6 protein-coding genes are annotated in these 16666 nt (G+C 37.0%); 2 read left to right on the forward strand and 4 right to left on the reverse strand.

Annotated elements, in window-relative coordinates:
- The first annotated feature begins 85 nt into the window (after positions 1–85).
- Positions 86–793 (forward strand): hypothetical protein, encoded by a 708-nt coding sequence (locus A6M55_RS10035; protein ID WP_041693932.1) that lies wholly within the window; start codon positions 86–88, stop codon positions 791–793.
- A gap of 147 nt (positions 794–940) precedes the next feature.
- Complete coding sequence (locus A6M55_RS10040; RefSeq protein ID WP_064197468.1) at positions 941–4093, forward strand: VPS10 domain-containing protein; 3153 nt, start codon at positions 941–943, stop codon at positions 4091–4093.
- Between the two features lie 187 nt (positions 4094–4280).
- Here the strand turns inward: A6M55_RS10040 and A6M55_RS10045 are convergent, their stop codons facing one another.
- From A6M55_RS10045 to A6M55_RS10060, 4 genes are all read right to left on the reverse strand, one after another.
- Entirely contained in the window at positions 4281–6773 is a 2493-nt protein-coding gene (locus A6M55_RS10045) for a cation-translocating P-type ATPase (RefSeq protein WP_064197469.1), read from the reverse strand.
- Positions 6774–6928: 155 nt separating this feature from the next.
- Positions 6929–7438, reverse strand: coding sequence for an HNH endonuclease (locus A6M55_RS10050; protein WP_015028274.1), 510 nt, complete (start codon positions 7436–7438; stop codon positions 6929–6931).
- Between the two features lie 184 nt (positions 7439–7622).
- The gene (gene lysS, locus A6M55_RS10055) at positions 7623–9335 is read right to left on the reverse strand and encodes a lysine--tRNA ligase (protein ID WP_064197470.1); all 1713 of its coding nucleotides are present in this window, start codon (positions 9333–9335) and stop codon (positions 7623–7625) included.
- Positions 9336–9513: 178 nt separating this feature from the next.
- On the reverse strand, positions 9514–16080 hold the full coding sequence (locus tag A6M55_RS10060) for a PAS domain S-box protein (RefSeq protein ID WP_064197471.1): 6567 nt from the start codon (positions 16078–16080) through the stop codon (positions 9514–9516).
- Positions 16081–16666: the final 586 nt, after the last annotated feature.

Consider the following 16666-nt stretch of genomic DNA (forward strand, 5'->3'; position numbering starts at 1 on the left):
TAAAAATGAGCCAATTCTTTTTTGCAACAAAAAAACTTCTCTTAAATTCAATCAAAATAAACAACCATTTACCGAACCTTTTAATATGGAAAATCCAATGCTTGATTACTCTAATACCGAAAGAATTGGTCTAGAGAAACAAACAACGCTACGAATTTTAGTAGGAGTTTTGGGGATGCTTTTACCACTTCTCCTTTGGCTACTTTTATTAATCCAAAATGGTGTTCAAAGCCCCATGGACTCAATAAGCCACTATTTTTACACACGAGCAGGTACTATATTTACCATTATTGTGAGTTTATTAGCTATTTTTCTATTAGTTTATAAAGGGTATGAGCCCATTGATTTTATCCTTTCCTCAATAGCTGGCGTGTGTGCATTATTACTACTTTACTTTCCTACAAGCAATATTACGTGTGATACTAATCTTATTAATTGTGACTACATCATTACTCATTTGAATGATAATGAAATTAGAATTAAGTTTCATTTCATTATGGCAGGAATGTTTTTGGGCAGCTTGGCATTAATGTCGATATTTCTTTTTACCAAGAAAAAAGGTGACCCAGAAGGGCTAGTTTTACCTGAATTGAAAGGCGAAAAAATAATCTTTGTTATATGTGGCTTATTAATGCTTCTCTCAATGCTGATAATTGCCACCAATTGCTTTGGAATATTTTCTAAAACAGAATTCGATCATTATAACCTTACTTTCTGGTTTGAAGTAATTGCCTTAGAAGCCTTCGGGTTTTCGTGGTTTGTGAAAGGTAATGTGTTTGATAAAAGGCAATAGCTAATAAATTTTGAGGTCTCTTTCAGAAGGCTTTCTCTTTTATAGAGAGGCCTTTTTTTATTTCTTTCATTAAACTAAAATAAATTCAACAGAAGTATTAAACTTTCTCTTATTTTTACCTAATCAACTTCCTAAACTATCAACAAAATGAAGAAAGTTTTACCTATTCTCCTTACACTATTTTGCTTTTTTAGTATATCATTTGCTCAAAAGGCAACCACAGCACCTACACCGCCTCTATTCAATCCTGAGCTTTACAAAGGTTTAAAGTGGCGAAATATTGGCCCGTTTCGCGGCGGTAGAAGCGTAACCGCTACGGGCGTGAAACAAAACCCTATGACCTATTATTTCGGCTCGACTGGTGGCGGAATCTGGAAAACTGAAGATGCTGGTATCTCGTGGAAAAATATTTCCGACGGGCAATTAAAAACTGGCTCAGTTGGAGCAATTACGGTTGCCGAGTCTGACCCTAATGTACTTTATGTAGGAATGGGCGAACATCCCGTTCGTGGCATGATGACCTCGCATGGTGATGGGATCTATAAATCGACCGATGCTGGAAAAACTTGGAAAAATATTGGCCTCGAAAAAACAAAGCACATAGCGGCAGTCAGAATTCACCCGACCAATCCAGACGTCGTTTATGTAGCAGCTCAAGGTGCTTTACACGGCCCCAGCGAAGACCGAGGCATTTATCGTACTACTGACGGAGGTAAAACTTGGCAAAAAATATTCTATGTTGATGCCAACACCGGCTGTGCCGATTTGAGCATGGATATGACCAATCCAAGAATTTTGTATGCTGCCATGTGGCAACATCGCCGCTATCCTTGGAAAGTAGAAAGTGGTGGAGCAGGTTGTGCTTTATACAAATCGGTTGACGGTGGCGATACTTGGACCAAAATGACCGAAGGTTTACCAAAAAATATAGGCAAAGCGGCGGTTTCGGTTTCAAGGGCAAATCCTAACCGAGTTTATGCCAATATCGAAGCCGAAGGCGATAAGGCAGGTGTTTATAGAAGTGATGACGCAGGAAAAACTTGGACTCAATCATCGAAACAAAGAATCACGATTACACGTGCCTGGTATTACATCGAAATCTTTGCCGACCCACTCAATGCCGATTTGGTGTATATCATGAATGCTCCATTCTTAAAATCGAGCGATGGTGGCCGTAGCTTTGCTCCTATGCGTGTGCCTCACGGCGATAACCACGACCTTTGGATAAACCCGACCAATAACCAAGTAATGATAAACGCCAACGATGGTGGAGCCAATATTTCGTTTAATGGTGGTGCAAGTTGGAGCAGCCAAAACAACCAACCAACGGCACAGTTTTACCGAGTAATTACCGATAATCGTTTCCCTTATTATGTCTATGGTGGTCAGCAAGATAATACTTCGCTCGGAACTGCTTCTCGCACCAATGGAGCGGGCATCGAACGCCAAGATTGGTTTACAGGCCCAGGCTGCGAATCGGCTTACATTGCTTTCGATAATCCCAACGACCCACAAGTTATTTATGGGGGTTGTTATCAAGGGAATATTGAAGTTTTTGATACCAAAACAGGCATTGTGAAAGATGTAATGGCATATCCACACATTGGTTTGGCCGTAACGCCTAAACTTCAAAAATACCGCTTCAACTGGAATGCCCCAATCATGGCTTCGCCTTTCAAAAATGGCACTATTTATCACGGAGGAAATGTAGTTTTAAAGAGTAGCGATAATGGACAAACATGGCAAGTAATTAGCGGCGATTTAACAAGAAACGATAAAGCCAAACAAGAAGATGGCGGCGGCCCATACACCAACGAAGGTGCGGGTGGCGAAGTCTATAATACTTTAGCCTATATTGCGGTTTCGCCACATAAAGAAGGTGTTTTATACACAGGTAGCGATTGTGGATTGGTGCATCTGACACAAGATGATGGTAAAACTTGGCAAAACATTACACCAAAAGAGTTAGATGAGTGCTTGATTCACAGCATCGAAGTTTCGCCACATGACCCTGCAACGGCCTATATTGTGGCTACCAAATATCGTTTTAATGATTTTACGCCTCTGATTTACGTAACAAAAGATTATGGTAAAACTTGGAAGAAAATCACGCAAGGCATTGAAGCCGAAAGTTTTGCCAAAGTGGTGAGAGAAGACCCAAAACGCAAAGGTTTATTGTATTGTGGCACCGAGTTGGGCTTTTATATTTCGTATAATCAAGGAGAAAATTGGCAGAAATTACAGCTTAATTTACCAGTTGTACCAATTACTGATTTGGTTATTCATGATAATGATTTGGTGGCTTCTACGGCTGGACGTGCCTTTTGGATTTTAGATGATTTGGCAGTTTTACAACAATCTGAAAACCTACAAACAGCAAATAAAGCTAAAGTTTTCATGCCGAAAGCTACCGTAAAATTTGATTCGCAAACACCCTCGGAGCCAGTTCCTGGCATTGGCCAAAACCCGATGAATGGCGTAATTTTAGATTATTTCTTGCCCAATGACATGGACAGTTCCAATGTTGTTTTACAGATACTTGATAATCAAGGAAACATCATCAGAACTTACGATAATAAGAAAGACTTGAACTATCAACGCTACGAAGGCGGCCCAGCCGAAAAAGCAGTTATGCCGAGTAAAAAAGGTATCAATCGTTTTGCGTGGGATATGCGTCGAGAAGGAATTGCAGGAATCAGCAAAGTTTTTGTCAATGGCGACTACCGTGGTTCGTTGGTAGCCCCAAACACATATAAAGTAAGACTCATTGCCGAGAAAGATACTTCTATGACCGAGGCCACCATTATAGCCGACCCACGCCTAAAGGCAACCAAAGCCGATTTCGACGCTCAGCAAGCTATGTTAGCCAAAATTGAGGCTCAAACTAAAGACATTCACAACTCGGTTAATCGAATGAGAAAAGTGAAATCTCAGATTGAAAACATCACGGCATTGCTGAAAGATAATAAAGATATGGTGGCGTTGGTAGATACTGGAAAGGCTGTTTTAAAGAAAATAACGGCATGGGAAGAAAACCTAATTACGCCAAAACAAGAGACTTTCCAAGATGTGATTAACTTCTATAATCGCCTCAATGCTGAATTGCTCGACCTGAAAAATCGTGTCGATGTACATGACCCACGACCAACTTCAGGTGCAGCCACTCGCTTAAACGACCTAACAAAAGAATGGGAACAACACAAGGCAACTTTAGACAAACTAATTAATGTAGAAGTAGCGAAATTCAACGAAATGTATAAGCAAAAAGCCATTCCAGCTTTGATTGTGCCTGAGAGGTAGAATGCGATAAATACAGGGATAGTCACAAGCCTATCCCTGTATTTTAGAACTAACCTATCACCGCATTAGAAGAAACATCTTTCAATAACAAGTTATTAATTGTTGGCTTCAACGAATTAAAAAGAAATATTTCTTCATCAGAAATTGAGAAAAATAATCAATACAAGCAAATAGAGTCAACACGTTCTCACCTCCTCTTCCACCATTTCACCACCTCAAACCAAATCACCGAAATAAAGCCAATTCCGAGGCAAATACCCAGTTGGTCGATAGTTAGCGGTGTAAACTCAAAGAAATTGGCTAAGGGTTTAACAAAAATCAGCAATCCAATTAGTGCTAGAGTAATAGAAATAATCAATAGAACTAAGTTATTCTTATACATTAATGTTGTAAAAATAGAATAGTAAAAAGAGCGATTGACTAAGGTTAGAAATATATTAGCATTAATAAGTGTAACAAAAACCATCGTTCGAGTTAGAGATTCGTCAAAGCCTGCACTAACTGCATATTGATAAGCAGCAAGTGTACCAATAGTTATCGTAATACCCTGCAAAACACTGGTTGCTAATTCTTTCCAACTAAAAAACGTAGTCGTAAATGGGCGTGGCATTTGTTGCATCGTATTTTTCTCCATTGGCTCATTTTCGTAGATAATTGAGCAAGTTGGCCCCATGATTAGTTCTAAGAAAATGACGTGTACTGGTGAAAATATATTAGGATATATCCACCCCAAAGCCAAAGGAAGAAAAACCGTTAGAATAATAGGAATATGAATTGAAATGATATATTGAATAGCTTTTTTAAGATTTGTATAAATCTTCCGCCCCATAGCCACTGCATCAACCATCTTCGATAAATCATCTTCTACCAAAATCAATGAAGCTGCTTGTTTGGCAATCTCCGTACCTTTTTTACCCATTGCAATGCCAATGTGTGCTGCTTTGAGGGCGGGGCCATCATTTACTCCATCGCCTGTCATGGCTACAATCTCATTTTGGGCTTTTAGTGCATTGATAATGCGAAGTTTAGCTTCAGGGAACATTCTTGTAAAAAGATTGGTATCTTTCACTCGTTGCTGTAATTCTGTTTCCGATAACTGCATCAATTCATCACCCGTAAGACTACGTTCAAAACCTTTAAAATCAATTTGTTTTGCAATAGCAGTAGTTGTAGCAGCATTATCACCCGTGATGATTTTCACATCAATTCCTGCTTTATAAAAACTCTTCAAAACCGCTTGAATATTCTTTTTAGGCGGGTCATAGAAAGCCACCAAACCTTTGAAACCAAACTTAAATTCTTGTTGAGTTGCGGGGTAAATATCGCCCTCAAGTTGAGCCTCGCCAACTGCCAAAACCCTATAACCATCTTTGGCCATTGTTTCAATCACTTCATTGATTTGTTGTTTTTCGGTTTCGGTCAAAATACTGATATTCATAATGGCTTCGGCCGCTCCTTTGGCTGCGATGAAGCGTTTTCCTGCTTTATTTGCAAAAATATGCGTCATCATAGGTGGTTTACCTTCCAAAGGATATTCATGAATTAATTCAAAATTAGGCCGTTCATCTTTCAACACCATTTTTTCATAGGCCGTGTGTAAGGCAATTTCCATAGGGTCAAAAGGAATAGGTTCACTTGCCCACATGGCTATTTCTATCAGGTTTTTCTCAGTATCAGTCAATGCACTATTCGGCTCGGTTATTTTATCAGAACCTAATACAAAAATCTTTGCCAACGACATTCTATTTTCGGTAATTGTTCCCGTTTTATCTGTACAAATAACAGTTGCACTACCGAGTGTTTCAACGGTTTTCATCTGTTTAACCACAATTCCCATTTTCATTAATCGCCAAGCACCCAATGCCATAAAAGTAGTGAAAGCCACAGGAATTTCTTCGGGTAGAATACTCATGGCCAAGGTGAGGGCTTTGAGCAAACTGTCAAGAATATCTTTCGATTTAAAGAAATTGATTCCCCAGACAATTAGGAAAACAATAGCCCCCGCAATAACCATTTTTTTGACAAAATTGCTTATCTGAAGTTCCAGAGGAGTTTCTTCCTCCTCAATACTTTCAAGGCTCTTTCCTATTTTGCCCAGTTTAGTTTCATTACCAATGGCTGTGATAGTTGCAATTGCTAAACCACTAACCACGGTTGTTCCTCTAAAAACATTGTTATCTTCTTTATTGGCATCTTTCTCAACTGAAAGTGATTCTCCTGTAAGAATTGATTCATTCACTGAAAAATCATTTGAGCGAACAATAATACCATCGGCTGCTATTAGTGTACCTTCTTCAATCACAAGGCTATCGCCCTGTACCAATTCATCACTCGGAATCTCAACAATTTCGCCATCACGAATAACCTTGCAGGTAGGCTGTGTAAAATTTTTAAGTTTTTCAAGAGCATCTCTACTTCGAGAGTCTTGGTAAAGTGAAATGGTGGCCACTAATACAATGGCAGATGCTAAAAAAATACCATCGCCATATTCACCACTGATAAAATAAATAACCGAAGCTACCAATAACAAAATCACCATAGGTTCTTTTATCAAGTCATTGACAGCTTCCAGAAAACCATTTTCCTTTTTATACTGAAGGCTATTACTACCAAATTTTTCTCGGGCATCTAAAACCTGTTGCTGGGAAAGTCCGCTAATATCAAAATTGTTTGTAGGCATGATTTATGTGTAGGAGGTTTACTTTGACCAAAAGTAAATAGTTTTATGGTAGAAAGTAAAAAAAGAAATAAACAAAATCAGAAGAAAGAGACAAAGCATTATTTTACAAAGCCCTATGGGGCTCTGTTGAAGGAATAAGTATTAGGTTTTAAACTTTACGCACGTTCTTTCGTACCCAAGAATGGCAGCCAGTTCTCTTCTATTGAGCCAGCAAAATCTCGGAGAAACATAATGAAAGATGGTTTGTAAGGTTTGCGAGGGAGAGAGAGTCCCGCTTCTTCGGGGGTAAGGTCGCCTTTGCGAGAGTTACAGCGACGGCAGGCGGCTACAAGGTTATCCCAGTTGGTTTTTCCGCCTCTTGATTTAGGCACTACGTGGTCGAGGGTGAGGTCTTCGTGGCTTCCGCAATAAACACATTTGTTGCCATCACGCCTAAAAACATTTTGCCTACTGAGCATTACGCCCTTAAATGGTAAACTTACGTAGTGATTGAGTCTAATTACCGAGGGGAGTGGATAACTTTTATCAACGGTGCGGAGCATACCTTTAGGAGAATCGGAAACTAACTCGGCTTTATCGAGATACACCAATAAAAAAGCTTTTGGTACTGTACAAATACTTAATGCACTATAATCAGCATTTAAAACTAACACTTTCCTGCTCATAAAAACATTTAAAGATTAGCGGTTTTATATTTGTAAGGCAAGATAATTAAAAGTTTTTAGTTTTTCTGTCAATATAGGTGTAAAATATTTATTAAGTTATTGAAAGTGAGGGGAGTATGGGTGGGGTTTGATTAATAGTTTTTATAGGAACGTCCAGATTGGACGTTCCTATAAAATTTTTATTTTACTTCACCCAAGCCTCAACTTCTTCTTTGCTCGGCATTTTTTCGTCGATTTTGAGTTTCTTTCTCATCCCTCCTAAATCATTAAAGATTTTGTTGGCATTTGCACCTTTGAGTTGTTCAACCATCACGAAGCCCATTTTTTGAAGTGCAGGAACCCATACTTTTGGAACTCCAATTGCCTCGTAATCAGCTTCTTGCGAAAGCTCTTGTTTTTTCTCTGGTCGCATTTGAGGAAAGAAAAGCACCTCTTGAATGCTCGAATTATCGGTAAGCATCATCGTTAGGCGGTCGATACCAATACCGATACCTGCCGTTGGAGGCATACCGTATTCAAGCGAGCGAATGAAATCTTCATCCATTGCCATGGCTTCTTCGTCGCCACGCTCAGCCAATTTGAGTTGTTCTTCAAAACGCTCACGTTGGTCGATTGGGTCGTTTAGCTCCGAATAGGCATTGGCTACTTCTTTTCCATTCACAAATAATTCAAAACGCTCAACCAAACCTGGTTTTGAGCGGTGTTTCTTCGTTAGTGGCGACATCTCAACTGGGTAATCAATGATAAACGTCGGCTGAATAAGATTTGCTTCTACCTTTTCGCCAAAAATTTCATCAATCAATTTTGCTTTACCCATCGTATCATCAATCTCCATTCCCCATTGGCGGCAGTATGCACGGGTTTCTTCTTCGCTCAAATAGGCTAAGTTTACACCTGTATATTTTTCAATGGCTTCCAGAATACTCAAACGAGCAAACGGACCAGCAAAATTCAATTCATTTTCACCCAATTTGAAAGTCGTTGAACCATGTACGGCCATTGCAACTTTTTCGAAGATTTCTTCAGTAATACCCATCATCCACTCGTAATCTTTATAAGCTACGTAGAATTCGAGCGAAGTAAATTCTGGGTTATGCGTACGGTCCATTCCTTCATTACGGAACATTTTTCCGAACTCATAAACACCATCAAAACCACCCACAATGAGGCGTTTTAGGTATAATTCGTTGGCAATACGCATATATAAAGGCATATCGAGCGTATTGTGGTGCGTAGCAAATGGGCGTGCCGCCGCTCCACCATGAATCGGCTGCAAGATTGGGGTTTCTACTTCTAACCAACCTTTTTCATCAAACATTCTACGCATGGTGCTGATGATTTTTGCTCTTTTCACAAAAACATCTTTCACTTGCGGGTTCACGATGAGGTCAACGTATCGTTGGCGGTAGCGTTGCTCTGGGTCAGAGAAAGCATCGAATATTTTTCCATCTACTTCTTTCACTACTGGGAGTGGGCGAAGCGATTTATTCAGAATCTTAAATTCAGTTACGTGTATCGAAGTTTCACCAGTTTGTGTAGTGAAAACATAGCCTTTTACACCAATAATATCGCCAATATCTAGCAATTTCTTGAAAACTGTGTTGTAAAGAGTTTTATCTTCGTCTGGGCAAAGGTCATCACGACGGAAATATAATTGGATACGGCCAGTTGAATCTTGTAATTCAGCAAAAGAGGCACTACCCATGATACGAAACGACATCAAGCGGCCCGCAATGGATACATTCTTATAGTCTAGTTTGTTATTTTCGTAGTTCTTTTCAATATCAGCGGCCGTTACATTTACCTCAAATAATTCGGCAGGATATGGGTCAATGCCCATGGCCATTAGGTCTTGTCTTTTCTGACGGCGTAGTATCTCTTGTTCGCTCAGTGCCATTTGGTTTATGCTAAATGATTAATACTGAATGATTAACAATTTTGACTGCTAATCATCAAAATTTGAAATTTTCTGCAAAATTAAGCAAAAAAGGTCAACGCATAATTAAGATTTGAGAATTATGCGTGTAGAATTATCAACAAGTGATAATTCTTGTTTGTTTCAAAAGCCAAGAAGATTAATTATAAGGAAATCTGATTTCGATTACAGTTCCGACTTCATCATTCGAGTTTGCAGGACTTTCGATTTTATCATTTATTGAAAATACGATATTAGCGTTATTGATTTTGTTATAAGTAATGAGTCGTTCGGTTGTAATTTTCATACCTTGTGATTTATACCCTTTACTTGATTTTGCCTGAATTTTTGCCGCATTTTTTCGTCCAACGCCATTATCTTCAACTTTACAGATGAGGTATCCTTTATCTTTATAAAATTTCACAGATAATAAACCTTTAGTGGCTTTATAATTAAGGCCGTGATTGATAGCATTTTCAATGAAAGGTTGCAATATCATCGTAGGAATCTCTATATAACGGCTCACATCTGGCTCAACATTTATTTCAAAATCAAATTTATTTTCAAATCTAATTTTTTCAAGTTCAATGTAGAGTGTGAGTAGCCTAATTTCTTCTGCCAAAGGAATAAACTTACTTCTTGAAGAATCAAGGAATAGACGAATAAGAGTTGAAAACTTCGATAAATACAAATTGGCGGTGAGTGTATCTTGGCTCATGACATAGCTTTGAATCGAATTGAGTGCATTGAATATGAAATGAGGATTCATTTGCATTTGTAAAGCACGTAGTTCGAGTTCTGCCCTAGCACGATTTGCTTCTTCGGCCGACTCCTGAGCTTTTCGGAGAGCCTCTTCAGCTAATTTTTTTTCAGTAATATCGGTAGTAATACCCATAATCATCAGGGGTTCGTCAGCCTCATTTTTAATCATCTTTGTGGCATTTTCTAACCATTTCAGTCCCCCGAATGCATCTCTGATTCTATAAATACCATAACCAACACCTGTAGATAACACATCGATTTCTATTTTTTCTCCTATTTCCCTATCTTCTTCAAAGATAGCTTCTTTCCAAAGATTAAAGTTGAGCCTCCACTCTCTGGCAGAATAACCATAAACTTTTTCAAAAGAATTACTAACCAATAAAAGTTTATAATCTGGTACACTGATAGCCCAAACAACTTCATCGAGTGCATTTAGTACGCTACTCAACTTTCTTTCACTTTCCCGAAGGCGTTCTTCCGCTTTTTTACGTTCTGTAATATCTCGTACAACACTAATAAATCTATAAACATTATCACCTTGATAAATTGCGGTCATTGTATCTTCTCGCCACACATAGTGCCCATCTTTGTGCAGGGTACGATATTCCATATTGAAAGTTTCAACTTTATTTCTGATAGCATGCTGCATCGAATTTGTCAGAACTTTAATATCATCAGGGTGAACAAAATTCATCAAATCTCCCTTACTATACTCAGCACTTTCCTCGAATGTATAACCAAACATTTTCTGGAATGAAGGGGAAGTATAAATAATTTCTCCGTTTTCAATTACAAAAATTCCATCGGAAGTATTTTCGGCTATAAATCTAAACTTCTCTTCACTTTCCTTTAATAAATTCTCAGCTTCTTTACGCTGTGAAATATCAATTACAACTCCAATTTCTTGAACGATCTTTCCTTCATCGTCTTTGATAACCGTATTGATAATTTCTACCCACTTTTTATTATTTTTGAAAGTTTCTACTTCAGATTCTATATTGAAATTAGTCCCAAGCAGTTCTTTACCATCAATACTATCAGCTACTTTTGGTTTAAATAATTCTATTGGATTTCGACCGAATAATTTATCAGCTTTGATTTCCATCATTTCTAAGAAACTCTGGTTAGCCCAAATGGTATCTCCTTTATTATCTACAATTATCACCCCATTCGTAATTTTTTCTGCTACTAGTGAAAGCTCTTTTAGCTGGCCTTGAATGAGTTTTTGTTCGGTAATATCCGTACAAATACCAGATATACGTATGAGCTCACCTCGTTCATTTCTGATACCAAATGATTTCTGATAAATCCACTTTACTCCACCATCAGCAGCTTTAATACGATATTCTACCTCTGAGGCGTTAGAATTCGTGATTTGTTCTCCAATGATGGCATTTATATTTTTATCTTCTTCAATTAAATAGTCATCCACAAACCTCCCTCCCTCATAGAAATACGATTGAGGTGGCCCGAGTACCTCTTTACAGGATGGACTTACGTAAATATACCTTTGTTTTACTACATCAAACAATAAAAAAACATCTTCTAGCGTTTCGTTGAGCTGACGGAAATTGCCCTCACTTTCTCTGATAATAGCCTCATTATTGATACGTTCAATGGCATTGGCTATATTAGTTGAAAGCGAAATTAAAATATTGATTTTATCTTCTGACCAAATTCGTTCCTGTGTACAATCATCAAAACCAATAAACCCATGAAACTTATCTTTAATGAAAACTGGAAGTAAGAGAATCGACTTAATATTTTGTACATGCCATCTTCTAATAATTTCTGGGTTATCAAGCTGACTTAAACGCTTATGAAATGCTTTATTTTGAAGCAAAACATCGGCATAGGTTTTTAAATCAGAGAAGGGTAAATCGTGTGTTTCTGGGTTATTTAATTGTGAAGAAATACCTGCTCGAACCCACTCGACCTTTTGCGTAATCCGATTATGGGCTAGATCATTTTCAAAGAAAAATACGCGGTCAACGTTTGTAGATTCTCCAATTAAATAAAAGGTTTCATTGAGCGTTTCTTCTATATTCTGACTTACCAATAACTTTTCTGTCATCTTTGCAATAGCTGCCAAAATCTGACTTCGACTTTCGAGTTGTCGCTGATTTTCTCGGAGCTTAGCCTCTGCCTCTTTTCGTTCTGTGATATCAATCTGAATACTAGCAAAAGCGATAGCTTTTTTCATAATAGGGTCACGAACCAAAAATGTAGTGGCATCAGTATATCTTACTTCTTTAGTTTTGGCATTTATCAAATCGTGTTCGCCATGCCACACCCCATTTTTTACTACTTCTGGCAAAATGACTTCTTTGAGCCAGTGTCCACCTGCCTCAGTATGTAATCTTTGCACGTTGACATTCTCAAAGTTTTCACCTAGCCCGGATATTTGCTTAGCTTTTTCATTTAGAAATATCAGATTACCTTTCAAATCAGACATCCCGATGAATGCTCCTGAGTATTTCACTAAGTTCACAAACTTTTCTTGTTCTACCTGAATTGCCAAAAGTTGGGTCTGAGTTTGTTGTAGCTCTTCATAACTTTTTACAAGTGCAATTTCAGCATGTTTACGCTCGGTTATGTTAGAAATAATGCCATCTAATAAGATTCTCTTTTCTATTTCATCATAATAACTTCTACCCTTCTCATTAACCCAAACAACTTCATTATTTTTATTCAAAATCCTGTATTCAATAGTATATTCTCTATTGGTTTCGTTAGAATGAACATTGACAAAATCTCTATCATCTGGATGAACTAGGTCTGCATAACAACGCTTATTATTCAAAATAAAATCATCTGCTGGGTACCCTGTGAGTTGTTCGATGGCATCACTGATGAAAATCATCGTCCATGAATCATCATTTAGGCATCTAAAAGTAACACTTGAGATATTGGAAATAAGGGTACGATATTGAAGTTCTTTATTTGTAATTATTTGAACTAATTTTACTTGCTCATCTATATCTTGGAAAGTTCCGTAGAGTCTTCGGCATCGACCATTTTGATATTCAGCTTGGCCCATTGCTCTCACCCAACGTTCATTACCTTTTAGCGTAATTATTTGAACCTCTATATCAAACGAAATTCCCTTTTTAAAGCATAAATTAATCGCTTCACTTATCTTACTGCGGCTTTCTCCTTCTTTAAAGAATTTCAGAGATTCAGCAATATCTATGTTAAAAGATGTAGGTGCTTCAAGGGTTACTTTATTAATATCAGAGAAGAATATACTTTGCGTTTCAACATCTATTTCCCAACCTCCTACTTTAGCTATTATACTTGTTTGCTCTAAAAGTTCCTTTGTGCGTTTAAGTTCTTTTTCTGCTTTAAAACGTTTATCAGCTTCAACACTTAAAGAAATAACATCAACTATTGCACGAGCAAAGGTGATATCTTCGTCTGACCATTGTCTTGATTGGTACATTTGCTCCCAACAAATCACACCAATTAATTCACCGCCAGCATAAATCGGCAAATCAAGTAGTGATTGTATGTCATGCGGCTTTAAATAAGCTTCGGTAAGCTCATTTGTATATTTGTTTGTATGTGCATCTTCAGCTACAATTGCTACTTGGTTTTTAATAGCTTCGAAATACTTAGGAAAATCTTTTTCATACAATACATTTGTATTCGTTGATATGTGCCTTGATTGAATGTATAAGTCAATACATGAAAGTTGATTTTCATCAAAACGCCACATACTAACCCTTTCGACATCTGTTCCTTCAACTGCGGCTTCAACAATTTTCTGCAATCCATCATTCCAAAAATCGCCTTCTTCAACTAATGGTGTTTTTGAAAGCCTAACTAAGATTTGGTTTTGAAGTAAAACCCTTTCTTGGCGTAATTGATTTCTAATTTCAGCATTTCGACGTTCACTTACATCTTTAGCAGTGATAAGACGCATGCTCAAATTGCCTTTAGCATCATAAATGAGTGTTACAGACTCTTCTCTCCATATATAGGTACCATTGCGATGCAAGAAACGTATGACATAATTTAGATTAGATACTTGATTTTGAATGGCATCTTGATACAGATTTTTCAGAAAGTCATGGTCATCTGGGTGCACAAAATCGTAGATATTTCTCTCGGCAATACTTATGGCCTCTTCAATAGTATAGCCAAATTGTTTTTCATGGGAAGGAGATATATAGGACACTTTATTATTCTCGAATACAATAACCACATCCGAGATATTCTCGCTGATATAACGAAACTTTTCCTCACTTTGAATCAGTGCATTTTTAGCCTTTACTTGCTTTGTAATGTCTTGTATAGCACCGTAAATACGCTTACAAACACCATGTTCGAATTCAGCATGGCCGATAGTTTTTACCCAAATCTCATTGCCTTTTGCGGTTATTATCGGTAATTCAACATCATAAGACCCCCCCTCATTAATTACTCGTTCAACACATTCTTTAATTATACCACGGCTACCATCATCTTCACGGTAGAACATGATAGCTTTTTCTACAGAGGGAGTGTAATCAAGCGGGACTTCGTGTATGGCTTTGGTGCTATCAGACCAGTAAAGTTCGGATGTTTGAAGGTTTAACTCCCATCCTCCTACTTGAGCAATATAGCTGGTTTGTTCAAGGCCCTCTTTGGTTCTTTTAAGTTCAATTTCAGCCCTCTTCCTTTCAGTAATATTTCTTGCGATACAGATTATCTCCGATAGCTTCCCTTCTTCATCGGCTAAGGGTGAAATGACTACATTAAACCATTGTTTGCCACCGATTGTGTTTAAGCTATATTCTACACTTGATTTTTTATTTGTATGAACAGTTTGATAAATAGCATTTTTAATGGCTTCAAATGCATCAGCTGGAAAGCCTATTTCATCAAATTTTTTACCAAGAAAATTAGCCGGTTTTAAAAATAGATCTTCGTTGCTCTCATTCTGATAATATTCCGTAAAAACATAGTCAAGATTTAAGACGAATACTAAATCACCAATGTTTGATAATAAGTTATTTAAACGCCCGTTACTAATAGTAAGCTGGGTTTCTGTATTCTTAATTTCGGTAATATCCCGCCCGATTTTCAAGTTTAAATCATTATTAAATACCTCTTCATGCCAGTCTAAAAATTTATATGCACCATTTTTTACTTTAATTCGCTTAATTTTACTATCATCCTTTTCCTCAACACCAATTAAATTGACGACCTCAGTCGCCCAAGTTTTCCCAATCAATTCATTGGTATTATAGCCTAATTTTTCTTCAATATTCTTACTCACGAAAGTAACTACGCCTTCGCGGTTGACCCCGATGATTAGTAAATTACCTTTATTAACAAAATTATAGGCAAAGAACAAGTTTTCTTTGATACTCAAATCTATGTAGTGAATCACATAGTTAATGATAAAGGCAATAAATGAGCTATTGAAATAGATGATGAAATCGCGGGTAGAGATAATACCTCTAATATCTAGCATTAATAAAGCTGCAACAATCGAAAACAGATATACATAGAAGTATTTGAAATTATAGAAAACATAATAAGAAATCATATTAACAAATGTGAACTCTGCTAATGTTAGATATTCCATTTGCTCAGTTGTCGCGATTTTATATACAATCAGCGAATTATAAACAACAAAAAAACCTGCAAAAAAACGGTGTAAATTATCGCGAATAAATGAGGAGTAACGGCTAAGAAAGGCTAACCCGAAACAAAATAATCCTACAAGAATATTATAAAAAAGCTCACTTTCCTTTCTTACACTGAATAGCTCAATATAGAGTTCACTAAAAGGTGCAAAAATCCCTACACCCAAAAAATACAGTACATATCGGTAATAATGCGTAGTCAAATCTTCTACATTATTGATGTAGATATGCCGATACTTAATATAGGAATTTTCCATCAGAGAAAAAACCGATATTAAGGCTATGGCTACAAGAATGGCAAAAGATAAATATTGTAGAGCCTCGCTCATGAATCAATTAATATCTTAAAATGGAGAGAATTGTAAGCAATAATAAATTTAGCAAAAATCATACTATTTTTCAACTTCTTCTGTTTTTCAATGAAATAAACTTCAAACCTAGTAAAATCGAAAAGAAGTCTAAAATTGGGTATAATTATCGAATTTAGGACGTTTTTTTTAGAAATGTTTCAAACCTATACCTAATTTCAATATTTTTCTTTTTCCATCAGAAAACTTGTGCTTTTTAAGAAAAAAAATAGTTTTTCTTTGCATTACTTAGTATTTATTCATAATTTCGCACCCTATTTAGGGATACCTAATATAATTTCGCTTTTCATTAGTAGAATTTTTATCCGATACACGGCTATTTTCGTAGGATAACCGCACAGGGATAATCATTCGCTTCACTACGGTATAAAAATGTCTTTAGCAGTTAATTATCAACACCTTACAACGCTCAAAAGAACGTTTTAATTTGTTTTTTGCTTTAGACAAAAAGTTAAAAATTTTATATCACTTAAAACTTTTCAAACCTTGAATCTGACAGAAACCGGTAGAAAAAGTTTCGCAACGGTAAAGCCGCTCATCGAATACC

It is taken from the genome of Emticicia sp. MM, from assembly GCF_001649495.1.

Bases quoted from the DNA above. Each gene is read 5' to 3' on its own strand.
- A6M55_RS10040 (WP_064197468.1), top strand. From the start codon at position 941: ATGAAGAAAGTTTTACCTATTCTCCTTACACTATTTTGCTTTTTTAGT.
- A6M55_RS10050 (WP_015028274.1), bottom strand. From the start codon at position 7,438: ATGAGCAGGAAAGTGTTAGTTTTAAATGCTGATTATAGTGCATTAAGT.
- A6M55_RS10060 (WP_064197471.1), bottom strand. From the start codon at position 16,080: ATGAGCGAGGCTCTACAATATTTATCTTTTGCCATTCTTGTAGCCATA.
- lysS (WP_064197470.1), bottom strand. From the start codon at position 9,335: ATGGCACTGAGCGAACAAGAGATACTACGCCGTCAGAAAAGACAAGAC.
- A6M55_RS10035 (WP_041693932.1), top strand. From the start codon at position 86: ATGGAAAATCCAATGCTTGATTACTCTAATACCGAAAGAATTGGTCTA.
- A6M55_RS10045 (WP_064197469.1), bottom strand. From the start codon at position 6,773: ATGCCTACAAACAATTTTGATATTAGCGGACTTTCCCAGCAACAGGTT.